This is a genomic window from Tsuneonella sp. CC-YZS046, from assembly GCF_035581365.1.
In the GTDB taxonomy this organism is placed as follows: Bacteria; Pseudomonadota; Alphaproteobacteria; order Sphingomonadales; family Sphingomonadaceae; genus JAWKXU01.
Genome location: NZ_CP141590.1, coordinates 1,167,132 through 1,186,710, shown reverse-complemented (window position 1 = coordinate 1,186,710; position 19,579 = coordinate 1,167,132). Strand labels below are relative to the sequence as shown.

Below are 19,579 nucleotides of genomic sequence, written 5' to 3'. Positions count from 1 at the left end.
CCTTTCATCCTGCCATGCGCAATATGTGCTAGAGCCAAATTCGCCGCTCCAGATCCGCGATTATCGCTTCTTCTGGCTTGCCCGTTTCCTTTCAGTCTTCGCCACCCTCTCGATGGTGGTGCTGATCGGCTATCAGACATACGACATAGCCCGCTCGGACTATGGCATGGACAAGCCGGAGGCCGCGTTCCAGCTCGGCTTGCTTGGCCTGGTACAGTTCATTCCGCTGTTCCTGCTCACTCCAGTGGCCGGTTTGGCCGCGGATCGTTTCGACCGGCGGAAAGTGGCCGCGCTGGCCAATCTGGTCGATAGCGGGCTTGGCGCCATCCTCGCCCTGCTGACGTGGTATGATGCGCTCAATCTGCCGATCCTGTTCAGCCTGGCCGCGACTCACGGCGCGGCGCGGATTTTCACGAACCCGGCGATGAGCGCGATCGCGCCCAATATCGTGCCGCCGCGCCTGTTGCCGCAGGCGATCGCCTTGAGTTCCATCGCCTGGCAAAGCGCCAGCGTGGCCGGTCCCGCTATCGGCGGGCTGCTTTTCGCGCTTTCTCCGTCGGTTCCCTATTTCCTTTCGGCGGTGCTGATGATTGCCGCCGCAATCCTCATCATAGCGGTGCGGCCATTGCCGCCTGCCACGTCCGACAGCAAGGAACCGCCCCTTCGCCTGATCGCGGAAGGCCTTCAGTTCACATGGAAGGAGCGCTTCCTGCTCGGCTGCATCACGCTGGACCTGTTCGCCGTGCTGCTTGGCGGAGCGACGGCGATGCTGCCGGTTTTCGCCCGCGACATCCTTGCGGTGGGTTCGGAAGGGCTTGGCTTCATGCGCGGCGCGCCCGCCGTGGGCGCGGCCCTCGTCGCGTTGTGGCTTTCGTTCAAGCCGATAGAGAACAATGTCGGAGTGAAGATGCTCTGGGCTGTGGTCCTGTTCGGCGCGGCGACCATAGGCTTCGGCCTGTCTCGCAATCTGGCGCTGTCGCTGGGTCTGCTCGCCGTGCTTGGAGCCGCCGACATGGTCTCCGTGTTCATTCGCAACTCGCTCATCCAGCTCAACACGCCCGACGCGATGAGGGGGCGGGTCTCGTCGATTTCCGGCCTTGCGATCTCGGCATCGAACGAACTGGGCGAAATGCGATCAGGAATGGCCGCGGCGCTGATGGGCGCCACGGGAGCGGTTGTGTTTGGCGGTGCTGGTGCGATAGTCATCACTGCAATCTGGGCATGGATCTTTCCCGAGTTGCGCCATGCCAAGACCTTTTCCGCGCAATATCGCAGTGACGAGAGAGGAAATTCGCCATGAAAGCCGACAACGTTCTCGCGACAATCGGAAACACGCCTCATATCCGCCTTGCCCGGCTCTTTCCGGATCATGAGGTCTGGGTGAAATCGGAGCGCGCCAATCCCGGCGGTTCGATCAAGGACCGGATCGCGCTGGCCATGGTCGAGGCCGCCGAGGCCGACGGCAGCCTCAAGCCGGGTGGCACGATCATCGAGCCTACGTCGGGCAATACGGGCATCGGCCTGGCGATGGTTGCGGCCGTGAAGGGCTACAAGCTCGTCCTGGTCATGCCGGAATCGATGTCGCTGGAACGGCGGCGCCTGATGCTGGCCTATGGCGCGAGTTTCGATCTCACTCCCCGGGAAAAGGGCATGAAGGGCGCGCTGGAACGGGCGCAACAGCTTGTGGACGAAACGCCCGGTGCGTGGATGCCGCAGCAGTTCGAGAACCCCGCCAACGTGGCGGTGCATGCGAACACGACCGCGCAGGAGATATTGCGCGATTTTGCCGATTCCCCGGTGGATGTGCTGATTTCCGGCGTAGGGACCGGCGGGCATCTGACCGGATGCGCCGAAGTATTGAAGAAGGCCTGGCCCGAACTGAAAGCCTTTGCGGTCGAGCCGGTTCTTTCGCCGGTGATTTCGGGCGGGCAGCCCGGCCCTCACCCGATTCAGGGAATCGGCGCCGGATTCATTCCGGGGAACCTGCACACGCAAGCAATAGATGGGGCGATCCAGGTCGGCGCGGATGAGGCCAAGACCATGGCCCGCCGCGCCGCTCTGGAGGAAGGGCTGCTGGTGGGCATCAGCTCAGGCGCGACCCTTGCCGCGATCGCCCAGAAATTGCCCGAACTGGACAAGGGCGCCTGCGTGCTCGGCTTCAACTACGATACGGGAGAGCGCTATCTCTCGGTGCCGGATTTCCTGCCCGAATGATCGAGTTGAAACCCCATCCCTATGGCGATGGGGAAACGCCGCTCTCCGGTTGGCTGGCCATGCCGGAGGCAAGCCCACGCGCTTCGGTTCTGGTATTCCCGACCATTGCCAATCTGACGCCGCGAGTGGCGGAAAAGGCGGCGCTGCTGGCCCGGATGGGATATATCGCCTTCGTCGCCGATTATTACGGGGATGCGGTGAGCGGCGGCGATGTGCAGGGTTTGGCCGCTTCGCTGCGGAAGGATAGCGCTGTCTATCGCCGGCGGCTCGGCGCGGCGCTGGATGCATTGGCAGCTTTGCCCCAATCCCGCCAGCTTCCCCGTGCCGCGATCGGCTTCTGCATGGGCGGGCAGGCCGCGCTCGAAATGGCGCGTGCGGGCCATGATCTCGCCGCCGTGGTGAGCTTTCACGGATTGCTCGAAACCTCGGCCCCCGCCCGGCCCGGCGACCGGATCATTCCGAGGATTCTGGTCTGCCATGGGGACAAGGACCCCCTGGTTCCGCGCTCCCATGTCCGGGCGTTCATGCAGGAAATGGACGACGCCGACGCCCGCTGGCATCTGCATGTCTATAGCACGGCGCTGCATGGCTTCACCGATCCAGCCAATGACGGCCGCCCGCTCGATGCCGTGGCCTATGACGCAAGTGCGGACCGGCAGAGCTGGGCCGCGATGACCAGCCTGTTCGACGAGATATTTAATTAGAACGCGTTTCACGTATTTGCATTCCGCAAAGTTTTCATCCAGAATGAATACAAAGAAGAACATATTTTCTGGAGAGAGCGCATGTCCGCAGCCGCCACGGCTGACAGCGTAAAGACGCATCGCCGCATCTGCCCTTTTTGCGAGCAGAATTGCGCCACCATAGTTACGGTCGATCATTCCAGCCGCCAGGTGCTTGAAGTTCGAGGCGACAAGGACGATCCGCTGAGCAAGGGCTATATCTGCCCCAAGGCCTATGCCGTGAAGGATCTTCATCATGATCCTGATGTGCTCACCGGCCCGGTCATCAAGCGCAACGGAAAGTTCGAGCCGGCAAGCTGGGACGAAGCGCTGGATTTCGCGGCCGCGCGTATCCAGGCTATTCAAGACGAATATGGGCGCAATGCGCTGAGCTTCTTCTTCGGGACTACGATTGCCCATGTTCCGGGGCTGGCGCTTTATACCGGCCCCTTGCTCAATGTCCTTCAGACCCAGCAGATCTACTCGACTTCCAGCATCGACTGCCATCCGCATTTCCTGGCGGCGGCGAGCATGTTCGGCGGGCTGGCCTCGCTTCCGGTGCCGGACATCGACCGCAGCGATTATCTCGTGCTGATCGGCGCCAATCCGCTGCAATCCAACGGCAGCTTCATGACCGCGCCCAATGTGCCGGGGCGGTTGCGGGCCATCCGCGCGCGCGGAGGCAAGGTTGTCGTGATCGACCCGCGCCGCACGGAAACGGCCAGGGCTTCAGACTGGCATCTTTCCATCGAGCCTGGCGGAGATGCCGCGCTTTTGTTCGCGGTGGCCCGGACCTTGTTCGAGGAAGACTTGGTGGACCTCGGGCACCTGGAAGGGCGTATCCGGAATCTGGGCGAACTGCGGCGTCTTGCCCAGCCCTTCGCTCCGGAAAGGGTAGGTCCGGCGATCGGCATAGATGCGGAGGATATTCGCACGCTCGCCCGGGAACTGGCCTCGGCCGAGCGTGCCTGCATTTACGGGCGCATCGGCTCCTGCATGCAGCAATTCGGTTCGGTGACGAACTGGCTTATCACCGCCGTCAACGCGATGACTGGCAATCTGGACCGGGAAGGCGGGGCCATGTTCCCCGGCGGCGTATTCCAGCCTGTCATCATGTCCGACACTTACCGCGACGGGCAAATTCCCTACGATCGCTATCGTTCCCGGGTAAGCGGCTTTCCCGAACTCGCCGGCCAGTTTCCGTCGGCGTTGATGATCGAGGAAATGACGGTTCCGGGCGAAGGCCAGATCAAGGCGCTGGTGACGATGGGCGCAAACCCCGCCCTGTCGAGCGCCAATGGCGGCGGTCGCCTGACCGAAGCGCTGGAAGATCTCGAATTCATGATGGCATTCGACATCTATATCAACGAGACGACCCGCCACGCGGATGTGATCCTGCCTTCGCCGCCGCACCTGTCCCATTCGGATTTCATGATCTTCTTCACCTTCCTGACGGTGAGGGACTACATCAAATATGCCCCGGCCATCTTCGAGAAGCAGCCCGAGCAACGGCATGACAGCGAGATCTTCTGCGGGCTGATCGCCCGCCTCACCGGCATGACTGTGCAGGAAGCCGACGATTCCGCATTCCGGATGCTGTTCGATCAGCTTCGCGACCAGGGGAACGAAGTCTTGGAGGGCATGACCTTCGAACAGGTCATCCAGCATGTCGGCACGGAGCCGGGCGAGGAGCGTATGTTCGACATGCTGCTGCGTTCAGGCCCTTATGGAGATCATTTCGGCGAACGCCCGGACGGGCTGACGCTCCAGAAACTCAAGGCGCATGGAGAGGGCATCGATTTCGGGCCGATGAAGCCGCGTATCAAGAAAGTGCTTCATTTCCCCGACAAGCGTGTCGATCTCGCTCCTTCGGCGATAATCGGGGATGTTCCGCGCGTGGCCGAGTGGGTGGACGGCGAGCGGGCGAAGGGCCTTCATCTGGTCGGACGTCGCCAGATCCGGACCTGCAATACCTGGATGCACAACTTCCCGTCCCTCGCGAAGGGACCGGAGCTTTGCGTTCTGCTCATTCACCCGGAAGATGCCAAGGAACGAAGCATTACGGATGGCGATCGGGTGACCGTGCGGTCGCGCACCGGGGAAGTGAACGTTCCTGTCAAGCTATCGGACGAGATGCGGCGCGGCGTGGTCAGCCTTCCGCATGGCTGGGGACATGCGGATGACGAGGTTCCGGGAATGCCGCAGGCCAAGGCGCGACCGGGGGTGAATTACAACCACCTTGCCGATGAAACCCTGCTCGATCTGCCTTCCGGCATCATCAACCTGAATCATATCCCGGTGGAGGTCGTCGCCGACCCGGTGCCGTAAGTCTGCACGACGGTCAGTGTTTCGGCTGCGCCATGCGGTCCACGACGGCAATGCCGAGGGCGGACAGGATGAAGACGCTGTGGATGATCGTCTGCCACATCACCCCTTCCCCCGTCACATTGGCGGTCGGCGAGCCGATCCTGCTCGCCTCGATGAAAGTGCGGAGCAGGTGGATCGAGGATATTCCGATGATGGCCATGGCCAGCTTGACCTTGAGGACCCCGGCATTGACATGGCTGAGCCATTCGGGCTGATCCGGATGACCCTGCAGCCCGAGCCGGGAAACGAAGGTTTCATATCCGCCGACGATCACCATCACGAGCAGGTTGGAAATCATCACCACGTCGATCAGGCCCAGCACCACCAGCATGATTTGCTGCTCGCCGAAGTTGTGGGCGTGCGTCACCAAGTGAACCAGTTCCTTGATGAACAGGAAGACGTAGACGCACTGGGCCACGATCAGGCCGAGATAGAGCGGGAGCTGCAGCCAGCGTGAGCTGAAGATCAGAAGGGGAAGCGGGCGAAGCGGGGAGTGTGATTCTTGGTCCATGGCGGCGATTTATACGCATGGCCGGATATCCGCCAGTCCTGACCCTAGCGATGGACGAAGGCCTCGGGCGGCAGTTCCATCATGCTGGCGGAACCCGTTTCGATCCGGCGCCGCAATGCCCCGCAATCAGGGGTGAAGCGCTCCGCGAAATAGCGGGCCGTGGTCAGCTTGGCCTGATAGAATCCGGCATCGTCGGTGCCTGCGGCAAGATTGCGCGCGGCAATCTTGGCCATGCGCAGCCACATCAGCCCCAGCGCCACGATCCCCGCGATATGCATGTAATGATGGGCGCCGGCGCCCAGATTGTTCGGATTGGTCATGGCGTTCTGCATGAACCACATGGTGGCGGCCTTCAGTTCGCCATTGGCCTTGCCGAGCCGGGCTGCAATGTCCGCACAGGCGGCGTCCTGTTCCGCAGGGGCGCATTCCTCGTCCACCATCCGGAAGAAGGCCTGGATCGCCCGCCCTCCGTTCAATGCGAGCTTGCGGCCGCAAAGGTCCATCGCCTGCACGCCATTCGCGCCTTCATAGATCATGGCGATCCGCGCATCCCGCACGAACTGTTCCATGCCCCATTCGCGGATATAGCCATGACCGCCGAAGATCTGCTGCATGTTGGTGGCGACTTCATAGCCCTTGTCGGTGCCGTAGCCCTTGATTACCGGAGTGAGCAGGCCGACCAGTTCATCCGCCTGCTGGCGCTCCTGTTCGCTGGAGGCCTTGTGGGAAAGGTCGACCTGCAAGGCGCCCCAAAGGACGAGCGCCCGCATTCCCTCGGTAAATGCCTTGGCATCCATCAGCATCCGCCGCACATCCGGGTGAACGATGATCGGGTCGGCGGGCTGATCCGGCTCGGCAGGCCCGGTAAGCGCGCGTCCCTGGCGCCGTTCCAGGGCATAGGCGGCTGCATTCTGATAGGCCGCATCCGCTTGCCCCAGCCCCTGTATGCCGACCCCGAGCCGGGCAGCGTTCATCATGATGAACATCGCGGCGAGGCCCTTGTTCTCCTCGCCGACCAGCCAGCCCGTGGCTCCGTCGTAATTCATCGCGCAGGTGGCATTGCCGTGAATGCCCATCTTTTCCTCGATCGAGCCGCAGGAGACGGCATTGCGCTCGCCCAGCGAGCCATCCGCGTTCACCAGCACCTTCGGAACGAGAAACAGGGAAATCCCCTTCGAGCCTTCCGGCGCGTCCGGCGTTCTCGCCAGAACCAGATGGATGATGTTCCCGGTCAGATCGTGCTCGCCGGCGGAAATGAAGATCTTGGAGCCGGTGATCGCATAGGACTCATCGCCCCGCGGTTCCGCCTTGGTGCGGATAAGGCCGAGATCGGTGCCGCATTGAGGCTCGGTCAGGTTCATCGTGCCCAGCCATTCGCCCGCGATCATCCTGGGCAGGTAGGTCTGCTTCTGGCTTTCGCTTCCCTTCGCCATGATGGCCGCCACGGCCCCGGTGGCCAGGCCGGGATACATCGCAAAGGCTTGATTGGCCCCATTCATGAACTCTTCGACCGCGAAATTGAGGACATGCGGCAGGCCTTGCCCGCCGAATGCCGGGTCTTGCGCCAGAGTAGCCCAGCCCGCCTCGCGAAGCTGGGCATAAGCCTCGCGAAAGCCTGTGGGCGTGGTCACGCTGCCGTCGGAATGGCGTGTGCAGCCTTGCGCATCGCCGATCTGGTTGAGCGGCGCCAGCACCTCTGTGCAGAATTTTCCAGCTTCCTCCAGCAGCGTGGAGATGAGATCGTCTGCTGCACCTTCAAACCCCGGAAGGGCGGAGTATTGCTGCAGCCCGATCAGTTCGTTGATGACGAAAACGGTATCGCGCACGGGCGCATTGTATTCGGCCATGGGTGGGTCTCCTCCCCCTCGATCATCAATCAAAGGCTGCGCAAATATTCGAAGATCATATCGTTATTCAGCCGCCCGATTCCAATCCTGTCTTACGGGATATTCAGCCGCCGCCCGTTACCAGCGTATCGCCCTTGAGGCGGCGATAGAAGCAGGTCGCTGCCCCGGTATGACAGGCAGGCCCGGCCGGGATCGCCTTAATGACCAAGGCGTCCTGATCGCAATCCACGAGAATCTCCTGCACCCGCAGGACATGGCCGGATGTCTCCCCCTTCATCCAGAGGCGCCCCCGGGAGCGGGAATGAAAATGCGCCAGACCCGTTTCCCGCGTTTTCTCCAATGCCTCGGCATCCATGAAGGCGACCATCAGCACTTCGCCCGAACCGGCATGCGTCACGACAACGGTGAGCAGCCCGTTCTGATCGAATCTGGGCAGGAATTGCGTGCCGCGTTCGCGAGCGGCGGTAACTTTGTCGTCGGTAGAAATGGCGCCTGTCCTCCGGGAGTATATGAGCTTGGGCTGCAATGCGGTTGTTGCACGATAACCACATCTCCCCGCCAAAATCCATCGAAGGGATGAATGACGCTTCCGTGAACCAGGCTTTAATGGGAAAAGCCAAGTGCTCAACAAGGGCATTCCGCCAATCCGGCGGCGCTTCGATGAACAGCGCCAAGGGGCAGGGGTTTTCGGCAGCAGCCCGATCAAGGGCGCGCCGATGAAATATGAGGGACAAGGCACCGCCGGCACAGGGGCCGGCCTAGCCTTGAAGAATTCGTCACGCTGGCGCCCGGATCTCTGGTCCGGGCGCCTTGCATTTATGCAGGATCGATATCCAGCGACGGATTCAAGGCATCATCGAGAACCCGGGCGAAACATGCGACAACGACCTTGCTCGCTCCCGCGTTCTTGAGCGCGGAGACGCAGGCATTGCTGGTCGCGCCGCTGGTGAGAACGTCATCCACCAGGATGATTTGCCGGTCGCGGATTCGATCGGCCTTCCCCGGCCGGATGCGGATCGCGCCCGAAAGCGCGCGCGCTCTTGCCTTTTTTCCGAGGCCGCGCAGCGGCGCCGTGTATTTCCTGCGCACCAGCGCATCGATTTCGAGCGGTTCGCCCCGTATCCTCGCGATCTCCCTGGCAAGCAGGGCGGATTGATTGAACCCCCTGCTCCACAGCCTGCGCGGATGCAGCGGCACGGGAACGATCACCCATTCGCCCTCCGCATCGGAAAGCCGGGCGGCCATCATTCGCCCCAATGCCCTGGCAAGGCCGATCCGGCGGCCGTGCTTGAAGGTGAGCACGAGACGCCGGGACGCATCGTTGTAAAGCGTCGCCGCCGCTATGCCGTCATGCCTCGGCCGGGCGGCAAGGCAGGGCACGCAGAGGGAGCCGGGCTGTGCCACACCGTCGCGGAACGGGCGCTTGCAGGCCGTGCAGGCAGGCTCGCCCGGAATGTCCAGCTTCAGCCAGCAAGGGCCGCAAACGCCGGTCTGATCCGCCATCCCTTCGCCGCAAAGCGGGCAGCGCGGCGGATAGATCAGATCGATGATGGGCGTCAGAGCCGCGCCGATGGTTCCGAGCATATATCCCCAATCTAACCAGCCCACGCCTGCCCGGGCAATGCTTGCGCTTGGCCCCACGGCACGGCAGGGAGCCACCATGTCCGCACCCGCTCCACCCATCATATTCTCCCGCAAGCGCAGCGATACCGCGCGGCGCAGGGCGCTTGCCCTCCACAGGCAATCGGCCTCGGCGCGCTATATCATCGACGACATGGTCGAGGATGTGCTGAATCGCCTCGATTTCATCCGTTTCGAACCGAAATCTGCGCTGATCGTCGGGGACTGGACGGGAAGCCTGGCGGAAGCCTTGCAGACACTCGGCTGCGCCGTGACCCAGGCTGATCCCGCCGGGCTGAAGCAGGCGATTCCGCTGGATCAGGAGCGGCCCTATCCATTCGGCCCGTTCGATTTCATCGCCAGCCTGGGGACGCTTGACACGGTCAACGACCTGCCCGGCGCCTTGATCCATATCCGTAACGCACTGACTCCCAGCGGAATGGCCATCGCCAGCTTCGTCGCATCGGGCAGCCTCCCCAGGCTCAGAACCGCCATGCTCGTTGCGGATGGAGATCGCCCCGCGCCGCGGCTTCACCCGATGGTCGATGTCCGGGCGGGCGGGCAGTTGCTCCAACGGGCGGGCTTCGCGAAGCAGGTGGCCGACGGGCGTGGTCTGGACGTCCGCTTCGGCTCCCTTGCCTCCCTGATTGCCGACCTGCGGGCGCAAGCGCTGGGCAATGTCCTGGCCGATCCGGCCCCGCCGCTGACCCGCGACATGCTGGCCCGCGCCGAACAGGCGTTTCTCGAAGCGGCCGACCCCGACGGGCGAGTGACGGAACGCTTCGAGATCCTGACCTTGAGCGGTTGGCGCGCCTAGGTCCTGCCCCTAGCCCTGCTTTGCCCGCAAGGCCGCCTGCGCCGCCGCCAGTCTGGCAATCGGCACGCGATAGGGCGACGCGCTGACATAATCGAGCTGCTGTTCCTCGCAGAAGGCGATGCTGGCCGGATCGCCGCCATGCTCGCCGCAGATGCCCAGCTTCAACGCGGGCCGGGTGGCGCGCCCGCGCTCCGCGCCCAGCGCGACAAGCTGCCCGACGCCCTCTATGTCCAGGCTTACGAACGGATCGCGCGGGAAAATCCCTTTTTCCACATACTGAACCAGGAACCGGCCCGCATCGTCCCGGCTGACGCCCAGCGTGGTCTGCGTCAGATCGTTGGTGCCGAAGGAGAAGAACGCCGCTTCTTGCGCGATCTCACCTGCCATGAGGGCGGCGCGGGGAAGCTCTATCATCGTCCCCACCAGATATTCGAGCGTGCGGCCTTTCTCCCGGAAAATCTCCCCGGCAACCCGGTCCACCAATTGCTTGAGGATCGCCAGCTCGCGCTGGGTGGCGACCAGCGGGATCATCACCTCGGGAATCGGCGAATTGCCGGATGCAGCGGCCACGTCGCAGGCAGCTTCGAAGATCGCGCGGACCTGCATCTCGTAGATTTCGGGATAGGTGATGCCGAGGCGGCAGCCGCGATGGCCCAGCATGGGGTTGAACTCGTGCAGCTCCCCGGCGCGGCGCTTGAGGTGATCCACGCCCAGGCCGGTCACATCGGCCAGCTCCTCGAACTCGGCATCGCCATGCGGCAGGAATTCATGGAGCGGCGGGTCGAGCAAGCGGATCGTCACCGGCAGCCCGGTCATGACTTCGAAGATTGCATGAAAATCCGCGCGCTGTTCCGGCAGCAGCTTGGCCAGGGCGGCGCGCCGGCCCTGCTCGTCCTCCGCGAGGATCATCTGGCGAACGGAAGTGATCCGGCTTTCGTCGAAGAACATATGCTCGGTGCGGCATAGCCCGATGCCTTCCGCGCCGAATTGCCGTGCCTTGCGGCAATCCTCGGGCGTTTCCGCATTGGTCCGGACCTTCATCCTGCGGTAGCGGTCGGCCCATTCCATCAAATGGGCGAAATCGCCGGCCAGTTCCGGCTCCACCACCGGCACCTCGCCGGCCATCACCTCGCCCTTGGAACCGTCCAGGGTGATGAGATCGCCTTCCTTCAGCTGGCGCTGCCCCACTTGCAATGTGCGGGTCTTGAGGTCGATCGAGACTTGCGAAGCGCCGGAAACGCAGGGGCGGCCCATGCCGCGCGCCACCACGGCCGCATGGCTGGTCATGCCGCCGCGCGCGGTGAGAACGCCCTTGGCGGCGTGCATCCCGTGAATATCCTCCGGGCTGGTCTCGACCCGCACCAGAATGACGTTCTCGCCCCGCGCCGCGCGCTGTTCGGCAATATCCGCCTCCAGCACGATCGCGCCCGAGGCCGCGCCGGGAGAAGCGGGCAAACCCTTGGTCAGCACATCGCGCGGAGCATCCGGATCGAGCGCGGGATGGAGCAGCTGGTCGAGAGCCATCGGATCGACGCGAAGGATGGCCGTTTCCTCGTCGATCAACCCTTCGGCGACCATGTCCACGGCCATCTTGAGCGCGGCCTTGGCCGTCCGCTTGCCGCTGCGGGTCTGCAGCATCCACAGCTTGCCGCGTTCAACCGTGAATTCGATGTCCTGCATGTCGCGGTAATGCCGCTCCAGCAGCTCGAACACCTCGGCCAGCTCGGCATAGGCTTCCGGCATGGCCTCTTCCATGCTCGGCTGCTTGGCCCCGGCAGCTTCCTTCGCCGCCCTAGTGAGATATTGCGGAGTGCGAATCCCGGCAACGACGTCCTCGCCCTGCGCATTGACCAGCCATTCGCCGAAATAGGCCTTGTCGCCATTGGCCGGGTCGCGGGTGAAGGCGACGCCGGTGGCGCTGGTGTCGCCCATGTTGCCGAACACCATGGCCTGCACATTGACCGCCGTGCCCCAGTCGCCCGGAATGTCGTTCAAGCGGCGATAGACCTTGGCCCGGTCGGAATCCCAGCTGTCGAACACCGCGCCGATGGCCCCCCACAGCTGCTCATGCACGTCCTGCGGGAAAGGCTTGCCCAGTTCCTGCTGGGCAATCGACTTGTATTCGGCGACCAGCGCCTTCCAATGTTCCGCGCCCATTTCGACATCGGCGTGAAAGCCGTTGTCTTCCTTGGCGATTTCCAGCGCTTCCTCGAACAACCCGTGATCGAGGCCCAGCACCACGTCCGAATACATCTGGATGAAGCGGCGGTAGGAATCCCAGGCAAAGCGTTCATCGCCGGAGACGGCTGCCAGGCCCTGCACCGTCTCGTCGTTCAGGCCGAGATTGAGCACGGTGTCCATCATGCCCGGCATGGAAACCCGCGCGCCGGAGCGGACCGAAACCAGCAGCGGATCGGCTGGATTGCCGAAACGCTTGCCGACCACGCCTTCGATATGGGCCAGCGCGGCGGCGACGGTGGAGCGCAGCCCATCGTCAAAGCCGCCATCGGCGAGATAGCTGGTGCAAACCTCTGTGGTGATGGTGAAGCCGGGCGGCACGGGCAGGCCGATGGAAGCCATTTCGGCCAGATTGGCCCCCTTGCCGCCGACCACGGTCTTGTCGCGGGCACGGGAATCCTGCTGGGATGCTCCGCCGCCGAACGTATAGACCGTATTGCTCATCTCTCAGTCCTTCTAGTTGACGCAAAAGGCGGCAAAAGTGAACCTGTGCCAACCCTGCGTGCATGACGCAACCGTTTGAATATATGTGCTTATTGGTCCGTCAGGTGGTGTGGAATCCTGTGACCTTCTAACCTTCGATCCTAGAGAAGTCAGCAACATTGTGCACTGCAGCACGGAAACGATCAAGCAGCGCGAGGCGGGCTTCACGTTTTGCCGGATCGGGATCATTGACCGTGACCTCATCGAAGAAAGCGTCGATCGGCGCGCGCAGGGAAGCCAGCGCGGCCATGGCCCCGGCGAAATCTTCCGCTGCGATAGCGGCGCTTGCCGTAGGCTCGGCCGACTCAAGCGCGTCGATCAGCGATTTTTCCGCGGCTTCGGGCGTGTAGGACAGCGTTTTCTTCGCTGCGAGCCGCGCCGCGACGACTTCTTTCATGTCCGGGTCGTCCACCAGCGCCAACGGGTCTTCCTCGCCGGTATGCGGCTCGAGCACGCCCTTGCCCTCCCAGCCTTCCTTCTTGAGGATATTGGCGGCGCGCTTGTAGCCCGCCAGCAGGTTCTTGCCGTCTTCCGTGCCGACGAAAGCCTGGAGCGCATGGACCCGCGTCAGCAGGCGGACCAGATCGTCCTCCCCGCCCCCATCCTTGTTCTTGGCAGCGAACACCGCGTCGATCAGGTCGTGGCGGACGCCGGCTTCCTTCTGCTGCACCTTGAGCCGGTCGGCGAAGAAGTCCGCAAGCTCATCCGCTCGGGCTGAGCCTGTCGAAGCCCCGGTTTCCGTAGCTTTGAGCTGCCCTTCGGCAAGCTCGGGGCGAACGGCGGAAAGGTTCAGACGCAGGCCATTTTCGGTAATCAATCGGATGATGCCCAATGCCGCGCGACGCAAGGCAAAGGGATCTTTCGATCCGGTCGGCTTTTCATCGATGGAAAAGAAGCTGCGCAGCGTATCCAGCTTGTCGGCGAGGCTAACCGCCACCGTCACCGGCGCGGCGGGCACTTCATCCCCCTGCCCGACCGGCTTGTAGTGATCGCGGATCGCATCGGCCACCGCATCGGGCAAGCCCTCGGCGCGGGCGTAATAGCCGCCCATCAGCCCCTGCAGCTCCGGAAACTCGCCTACCATCTCGGTGACGAGATCGGCCTTGCACAATTCGGCCGCTTGCCGCGCCAAGGCGGGTTCGCAGCCCGGCACGATACCTTCGATAGCCAGCCACTCGGCCAGCTTCGCCACGCGCTCCACCTTGTCGGCCACGGTGCCGAGCTTTTCGTGGAAAGTGATCCGTTCCAGCTTCTTCGCCTGCTCGGGCAGCGGGGTCTTGCGGTCCTGCTCCCAGAAGAAGCGCGCGTCTGATAGCCGAGCGGCCAGCACCTTGCGATTGCCCGCGACAATCGCCGCGCCACCATCCGCCGCCACGATATTGGCGGTGCAGATGAAGGCATCCGCGAGCTTCCCGCCACTATCACGGCAGATGAAATATTTCTGGTTGGTTCGCGCAGTTAGCTGGATGACTTCAGGCGGAACCTCAAGAAATTCGGGATCAAAGCGGCCCAGCAGCGGCACTGGCCATTCGGTCAGCCCGGCGTTTTCCACCACCAGCCCTTCATCCTCGACCAGTTGCAGCCCGGCAGCCCGTGCGGCCTCCGCCGCGCCGGAGCGGATCAGCCCTTCCCGCTCCTCATGATCGACGATCACATGGCAGGCGCGCAGCTTCTCCCGGTAGTCGTCCGCCCCGCCAACGGTGATTTCACCCGGATGATGGAAGCGATGGCCCAGCGTGACGTAGCCGGAAGCGACTCCGCCCGCTTCGCATTCGACCAGCTCTTCCCCGAAGATCGCGACGATGCCGGACAGCGGGCGAACCCAGCGCAGGCTTTCCGTGCTGATCGAGGCCGCGCCCCAGCGCATCGACTTGGGCCAGGGGAAGGCGCGGACGATGGCCGGAATGGCTTCGGCCAGCAGATCCTTCACCGCGCGGCCCGGCTTTTCGACGATCGCGTAATAAACGCCGTCGCGTTCCTCGAGCTGGTCCTGGGTCAGCCCGGTCTTGCGCAGGAAACCTTCCAGCGCCTGCGGCGGGGCGGAGCTGCGCGGCCCCTTCGTCTCCTCCCGCACCGCTTGCGTTTGCTGCGGCAGGCCGCGCGCGATCAGCGCAAGGCGGCGCGGGGTGGACCACACGGTGATTTCGCCGGGCGAGACGCCGGCGGCGGTCAATTGCTCGCGGAACAGCCGCTCCAGATCGGCGCGCGCGCCGGCCTGCATCCGGGCGGGGATTTCCTCGCTGCGCAGTTCAAGGAGAAAATCAGTCATGATTTTCTCCGCAGTCCCAGCGCAGGCTGGGACCTTGTGCCTCACAGCATGAGATTCCCGCCTTCGCGGGAATGACGAGAGTTGGTTGATTCATACCGTCCACCCCGGGAATTTTTCGGCCCACTGGGCTTCGTTCTTCGCGATCCACGCCTGGCACGATCCCTTGGCGAGATCGCGCACGCGGCCGATGTAGCTCGCCCGTTCCTGCACGCTGATGACGCCGCGCGCCTGCAGCAGGTTGAACAGATGGCTGGCCTCGATCGCCTGGTCGTAGGCGGCCAGCGGGATGCCCGCATCGATGCAGCGGTTGCATTCCGCCTCGGCGTGCTGGAAGCCCTTGAACAGCTGGTCGGTGTCGGCGATCTCGAAATTATATTTGGAATGTTCCCGCTCGTTCTCCAGGAACACGTCGCCATAGGTTACGCCATGGTTGTTGAAGGCAAGGTCGTAGACCCGGTCCTTGCCCTGGATATACATGGCGAGCCGTTCCAGCCCGTAGGTCAGTTCGCCCGCCACCGGCTTGCAGTCGAACCCGCCGACCTGCTGGAAGTAAGTGAACTGGGTCACTTCCATCCCGTCGCACCAGACTTCCCAACCAAGGCCCCAGGCGCCCAGCGTGGGCGATTCCCAGTCATCCTCGACGAAGCGGATGTCATGCGCCAGCGGATCGACTCCGATGGCGGCCAGGCTTTCCAGATAGAGTTCCTGCAGGTTGGGCGGGTTGGGCTTCAGGATCACCTGATACTGGTAATAATGCTGCAGCCGGTTGGGATTTTCGCCGTAGCGGCCGTCGGTCGGGCGGCGCGAGGGCTGGACATAGGCCGCATTCCACGGCTCCGGCCCCAGCGCGCGCAGCGTGGTCGCTGGATGGAAGGTGCCTGCGCCCATCCGCATGTCGTAGGGTTGCAGGATCAGGCAGCCCTTCCCGCTCCAGTAATTATGGAGCGCGAGGATCATGTCCTGGAAGCTTTGCGTAGAGCCCTGGTTCATGGCCGGGGCCATGGCCAAATCCCGCAATCGGGTCAATGCCGCACTGCACCGCCATGCGCATCGGCGGCTATTCCCTTCCCGCCCCGCAGCCCCCATAGATGCCTCGATTCATCCTCACGCAAGCATTACCCGGCAAGAAGGGCGCGCATGAACTGGCTGAAAAAGATATTCCGCCGCGTGGCAGCCGTCGGCGCGGCGGTGAGCCTCGGCAGCGCGATGCCGGGCCTCGCCACTCCCGAAGCGCTCGCCCCCGCCGCGTCGGAAGAACGGGCAGGCCCCGCCCTGTGGAAAGTCGCGGACGACGACACCACGATCTACATCTTCGGCACGGTCCATGCGCTTCCCGAAAAGCTGGAATGGATGGACGAAACGATCGCCGACGCGCTCGGCAGCTCCGACGAGCTGGTGACGGAGATCGACCTTGCGGATACCGCCGATGCCGGGGCGGCGATCGCCAGCCTCGCCATGCTGCCGGAAGGGCGGAATTTGCGCGACATGCTCGGTCCCGAGGATCGCAAGGCCTATGAGGCGGCGTTGGCGCAGCTCGGCATACCGCTTTCCTCGTTCGACCGCTTCGAGCCGTGGTTCGCTTCGCTGACGCTGTCCACTCTGCCGCTGATCCAGCAGGGCTATTCGCCGGAATCGGGGGTCGAGAACACGCTTGCGGGCAAGTTCGCGCAAGGACGCCAGCGTGCCGCGCTGGAAACCATGCAATATCAATTGGGCCTGTTCGACAGCCTGCCGATGGAAACCCAGTTCTCCTACCTGCGGCAGGTCGTTGAGGGCGTGCCGGAAATGAAGGACAAGCTGGACGAGATGATCGCGCGCTGGCTGGAAGGGGATGCCGACGCGCTGGCGAATCTGATAAACGAGGAAGAGGTCGATCCCGTTCTGATGGACAGGCTGCTGACGCAGCGCAACCTGAACTGGGCGGAGTGGATCGGCCAGCGGCTCGAAAAGCCCGGCACCGTATTCATGGCGGTGGGCGCGGGGCACCTGGCGGGCGATGAAAGCGTGCAATCCGTGCTCGCCCGGCGCGGCATCACCGTAACCCGGGTCCAATGATCCGCCGCCTGGCGATTGCTTTCGCCGCTCTGTTCTGCCTCGCGCTCGCCGCCTGCGGACAGGGCGATCCTGCCGATCTCCCGCCCGCCAACCCGGCGCTGTGGGAAGTGCGCGGGGCCAATGGCGAAACCGGCTGGCTGTTCGGCACTGTCCACCGATTGCCGGAACAGCGCGAATGGCGCACACAGCGCCTGCGCCAGCTTGTTTCGCAGGCCGATCTGCTGGTGCTCGAGACGAGGGACGTGGGCGATCAGGCAAGGTTGCGCGCGGTGTTCGAGCGGCTTGCGAAAACCCCCGGCCAACTCCCTCTCGCCCGGCGCATCGCACCGGAAAAGCGAGGGGCGCTCGAAACCCTGATGAAGAAAGCCGGCTTTTCGGACAGCGATTTCGCGGACATCGAGACCTGGGCGGCTGCCCTGACGCTGGCTCAGGCTGTCCGCGAACAGGGGGCCGGCGAAGGCGTGGATGCGGGCCTGATCGCGCTGCGCAAGTCCATCCCGGCCGTAGAGCTGGAAGGCACCGCCGCGCAGCTTGGAATATTCGATGGCCTGCCGGAACAGGACCAGCGCGATCTTTTAGCGGCGGTGGTCGAGGAAGCGGGCGAGGCTTCCGCCAGATCCCGCGAACTGGCGGATTTCTGGGCCAAAGGAGACATGGAATCGATTGCCGGGGAAACCCGACGCGGAATGCTGGCCGACCCGGAACTGCGCGAAGCCTTGCTGCTCGGCCGCAATCGTGCATGGGCGGACAAGGTGGAGGCCCTGCTCCGCTCCGGCAGGCGCCCCTTCGTCGCGGCAGGTGCTGCCCATATGGCGGGCGAGGAAGGCCTGCCCGCGCTGCTCGCCGCGCGGGGCTGGCAGGTAAGCCGCATCCAATAGCGAGCTTTCCCGCGCGATTCGCTTGCATTGCAAGGCGGTTCTGTATAGGGGCGCGCCTTCCGTCATGGTCATCCCTGGAGGCGTGGCGGAAAGACCATCAAGCAATTCGAAAGGTATAGGACCATGAGCGACGCTCTCACCCTGCTGGCCGAAGCGCGCGAACGGGCTGGCAAGGGAGCCTCCCGTGTATTGCGCCGCGAAGGCCGTGTTCCCGCCGTCATCTATGGCGGCAAGGAAGAACCGCAGGCAATCCATGTGGAAGAAAGGGAGCTGGTGCGCCAGCTCAACACCGGACACTTCTCGAACTCGATCGTGATGATCGAACTCGGCGGAAAGATTGTCCGCACCCTGCCCAAGGATGTTGCCTTCCACCCGGTCAACGATCGCCCGCTCCATGTCGATTTCCTGCGCCTGGCCAAGGACGCCAAGGTCGAGGTGCAGGTTCCCGTCGTGTTCACGAACGAAGAAGCCTCGCCCGGCCTGAAGCGCGGCGGCGTGCTCAACATCGTTCGCCACGAGCTGGATCTGATCTGCGATGCCGACAGAATCCCGGCGGAAATCGAAATCGACGTCACCGGCAAGGAAGTCGGCGATTCGATCCATATCAGCCATGTTGCCCTGCCGGCCGGCGCGGAAAGCACGATTACCGATCGCGATTTCACCATCGCAACGATCGTCGCTCCGTCCGCGCTCAAGCGTGCCGACGCCGAAGCCGGCGCTGAAGGCGAAGAAGCGGAAGGCGGTTCGGAAGGCTGACCTTCCGGCCCTTTTCGGGATACAAGGCGCCGGCCCGCTTGCATCGCGTGGCCGGCGCTTTTGCTTTTGCGTCAGCCGTGGGAGGGATTAGGGCAAGGCCATGCAACTTTGGGTAGGACTTGGTAATCCCGGGCCGCAATATGCGATGAACCGCCACAATGTCGGTTTCATGGCGCTAGACGTGATTGCGGATATTCATGATTTCGGCCCCGTGCAGAAGAAATTCGCCGGTTGGGTGCAGGACGGCCGGATCGGCGGGCAGCGTGTTATATTGCTCAAGCCCGCGACATTCATGAACGAGAGCGGCCGCTCCGTTGCGGAAGCCATGCGCTTCTACAAGCTGGAGATGGATGCGCTGACCGTCTTTCATGACGAGCTGGATCTCGCTCCGTTCAAGGTGAAGGTGAAGATCGGCGGCGGTACCGCGGGCCACAATGGCCTGCGTTCCATCGACAAGCATCTGGGGCCGGATTTTCGCAGGGTGCGGATCGGCATCGGTCATCCCGGCCACAAGGATCGGGTTTCCCCCTATGTGCTCGGCAACTATGCCAAGGCCGAACTCGACGATCTGGCCGACATGCTGGTCGCCATCGGCTCGGAGGCCGCCTGGCTGGCTCAGGGCGACGATGCCCGCTTCATGAGCGATGTCGCCCTACGCCTGCAGGACTGACGCGGAAACCCCGAGGCTTTCCTGAACGAGGCTCCCTGAAGGCGCGCCATGCCCAACGTGGCCGAGCGCCATTGCGCCGCCATCGCACCCGTTTTCTGTCGGTTCTCTTTACAAATTCGCTCCCCGTGGAAA

General features: G+C 63.5%; 16 protein-coding genes. 9 read left to right on the top strand and 7 right to left on the bottom strand.

What is annotated here, in order from left to right; genetic code table 11:
- Positions 1-25 precede the first annotated feature (25 nt).
- The 4 genes from U8326_RS05925 to U8326_RS05910 all read left to right on the top strand — a co-directional run bounded on the left by U8326_RS05925 (position 26) and on the right by U8326_RS05910 (position 5,264).
- Positions 26-1,300 carry an MFS transporter gene (locus U8326_RS05925; RefSeq protein WP_324742924.1) on the top strand — a complete coding sequence of 425 codons (1,275 nt, stop codon included), beginning with the start codon at positions 26-28 and terminating at the stop codon, positions 1,298-1,300.
- Entirely contained in the window at positions 1,297-2,214 is a 918-nt protein-coding gene (cysK, locus tag U8326_RS05920) for a cysteine synthase A (protein WP_324742923.1), read from the top strand. The genes U8326_RS05925 and cysK overlap by 4 nt, the downstream gene beginning before the upstream one ends.
- Positions 2,211-2,918 (top strand): dienelactone hydrolase family protein, encoded by a 708-nt coding sequence (locus tag U8326_RS05915; protein ID WP_324742921.1) that lies wholly within the window; start codon positions 2,211-2,213, stop codon positions 2,916-2,918. The genes cysK and U8326_RS05915 overlap by 4 nt, the downstream gene beginning before the upstream one ends.
- 81 nt (positions 2,919-2,999) lie before the next feature.
- On the top strand, positions 3,000-5,264 hold the full coding sequence (locus U8326_RS05910) for a molybdopterin-dependent oxidoreductase (RefSeq protein WP_324742920.1): 2,265 nt from the start codon (positions 3,000-3,002) through the stop codon (positions 5,262-5,264).
- Positions 5,265-5,277: 13 nt separating this feature from the next.
- Here U8326_RS05910 and U8326_RS05905 read toward each other — a convergent pair whose 3' ends face one another.
- From U8326_RS05905 to U8326_RS05890, 4 genes are all read right to left on the bottom strand, one after another.
- Entirely contained in the window at positions 5,278-5,814 is a 537-nt protein-coding gene (locus U8326_RS05905; RefSeq protein WP_324742919.1) for a TIGR00645 family protein, read from the bottom strand.
- 44 nt (positions 5,815-5,858) lie between these two features.
- Positions 5,859-7,661, bottom strand: a complete 1,803-nt coding sequence (locus U8326_RS05900; protein WP_324742918.1) for an acyl-CoA dehydrogenase C-terminal domain-containing protein — start codon at positions 7,659-7,661, stop codon at positions 5,859-5,861.
- 103 nt (positions 7,662-7,764) lie between these two features.
- The gene (gene hisI / locus U8326_RS05895) at positions 7,765-8,148 is read right to left on the bottom strand and encodes a phosphoribosyl-AMP cyclohydrolase (protein ID WP_324743537.1); all 384 of its coding nucleotides are present in this window, start codon (positions 8,146-8,148) and stop codon (positions 7,765-7,767) included.
- Between the two features lie 329 nt (positions 8,149-8,477).
- Positions 8,478-9,245, bottom strand: a complete 768-nt coding sequence (locus U8326_RS05890; protein WP_324742917.1) for a ComF family protein — start codon at positions 9,243-9,245, stop codon at positions 8,478-8,480.
- 76 nt (positions 9,246-9,321) lie between these two features.
- On the opposite strand from U8326_RS05890, the gene U8326_RS05885 reads away from it, so the two are divergent.
- Positions 9,322-10,098 carry a methyltransferase domain-containing protein gene (locus U8326_RS05885; RefSeq protein WP_324742916.1) on the top strand — a complete coding sequence of 259 codons (777 nt, stop codon included), beginning with the start codon at positions 9,322-9,324 and terminating at the stop codon, positions 10,096-10,098.
- A gap of 9 nt (positions 10,099-10,107) precedes the next feature.
- Here U8326_RS05885 and ppdK read toward each other — a convergent pair whose 3' ends face one another.
- From ppdK to U8326_RS05870, 3 genes are all read right to left on the bottom strand, one after another.
- On the bottom strand, positions 10,108-12,780 hold the full coding sequence (ppdK, locus tag U8326_RS05880) for a pyruvate, phosphate dikinase (RefSeq protein WP_324742915.1): 2,673 nt from the start codon (positions 12,778-12,780) through the stop codon (positions 10,108-10,110).
- A gap of 127 nt (positions 12,781-12,907) precedes the next feature.
- Positions 12,908-15,088 (bottom strand): glycine--tRNA ligase subunit beta, encoded by a 2,181-nt coding sequence (gene glyS / locus U8326_RS05875; protein WP_324742914.1) that lies wholly within the window; start codon positions 15,086-15,088, stop codon positions 12,908-12,910.
- A gap of 90 nt (positions 15,089-15,178) precedes the next feature.
- Positions 15,179-16,078 carry a glycine--tRNA ligase subunit alpha gene (locus U8326_RS05870; RefSeq protein ID WP_324742913.1) on the bottom strand — a complete coding sequence of 300 codons (900 nt, stop codon included), beginning with the start codon at positions 16,076-16,078 and terminating at the stop codon, positions 15,179-15,181.
- Positions 16,079-16,225: 147 nt separating this feature from the next.
- Here U8326_RS05870 and U8326_RS05865 point away from each other — a divergent pair, with 147 nt between their 5' ends.
- The 4 genes from U8326_RS05865 to pth all read left to right on the top strand — a co-directional run bounded on the left by U8326_RS05865 (position 16,226) and on the right by pth (position 19,447).
- Complete coding sequence (locus U8326_RS05865) at positions 16,226-17,143, top strand: TraB/GumN family protein (RefSeq protein ID WP_324742912.1); 918 nt, start codon at positions 16,226-16,228, stop codon at positions 17,141-17,143.
- Positions 17,140-18,021: a TraB/GumN family protein gene (locus tag U8326_RS05860; protein WP_324742911.1), complete on the top strand. Its 882-nt coding sequence runs from the start codon at positions 17,140-17,142 to the stop codon at positions 18,019-18,021. The genes U8326_RS05865 and U8326_RS05860 overlap by 4 nt, the downstream gene beginning before the upstream one ends.
- Positions 18,022-18,144: 123 nt before the next feature.
- Positions 18,145-18,777 (top strand): 50S ribosomal protein L25/general stress protein Ctc, encoded by a 633-nt coding sequence (locus U8326_RS05855; RefSeq protein ID WP_324742910.1) that lies wholly within the window; start codon positions 18,145-18,147, stop codon positions 18,775-18,777.
- Between the two features lie 100 nt (positions 18,778-18,877).
- Complete coding sequence (pth, locus tag U8326_RS05850) at positions 18,878-19,447, top strand: aminoacyl-tRNA hydrolase (protein WP_324742909.1); 570 nt, start codon at positions 18,878-18,880, stop codon at positions 19,445-19,447.
- The last annotated feature ends 132 nt before the right edge of the window (positions 19,448-19,579 follow it).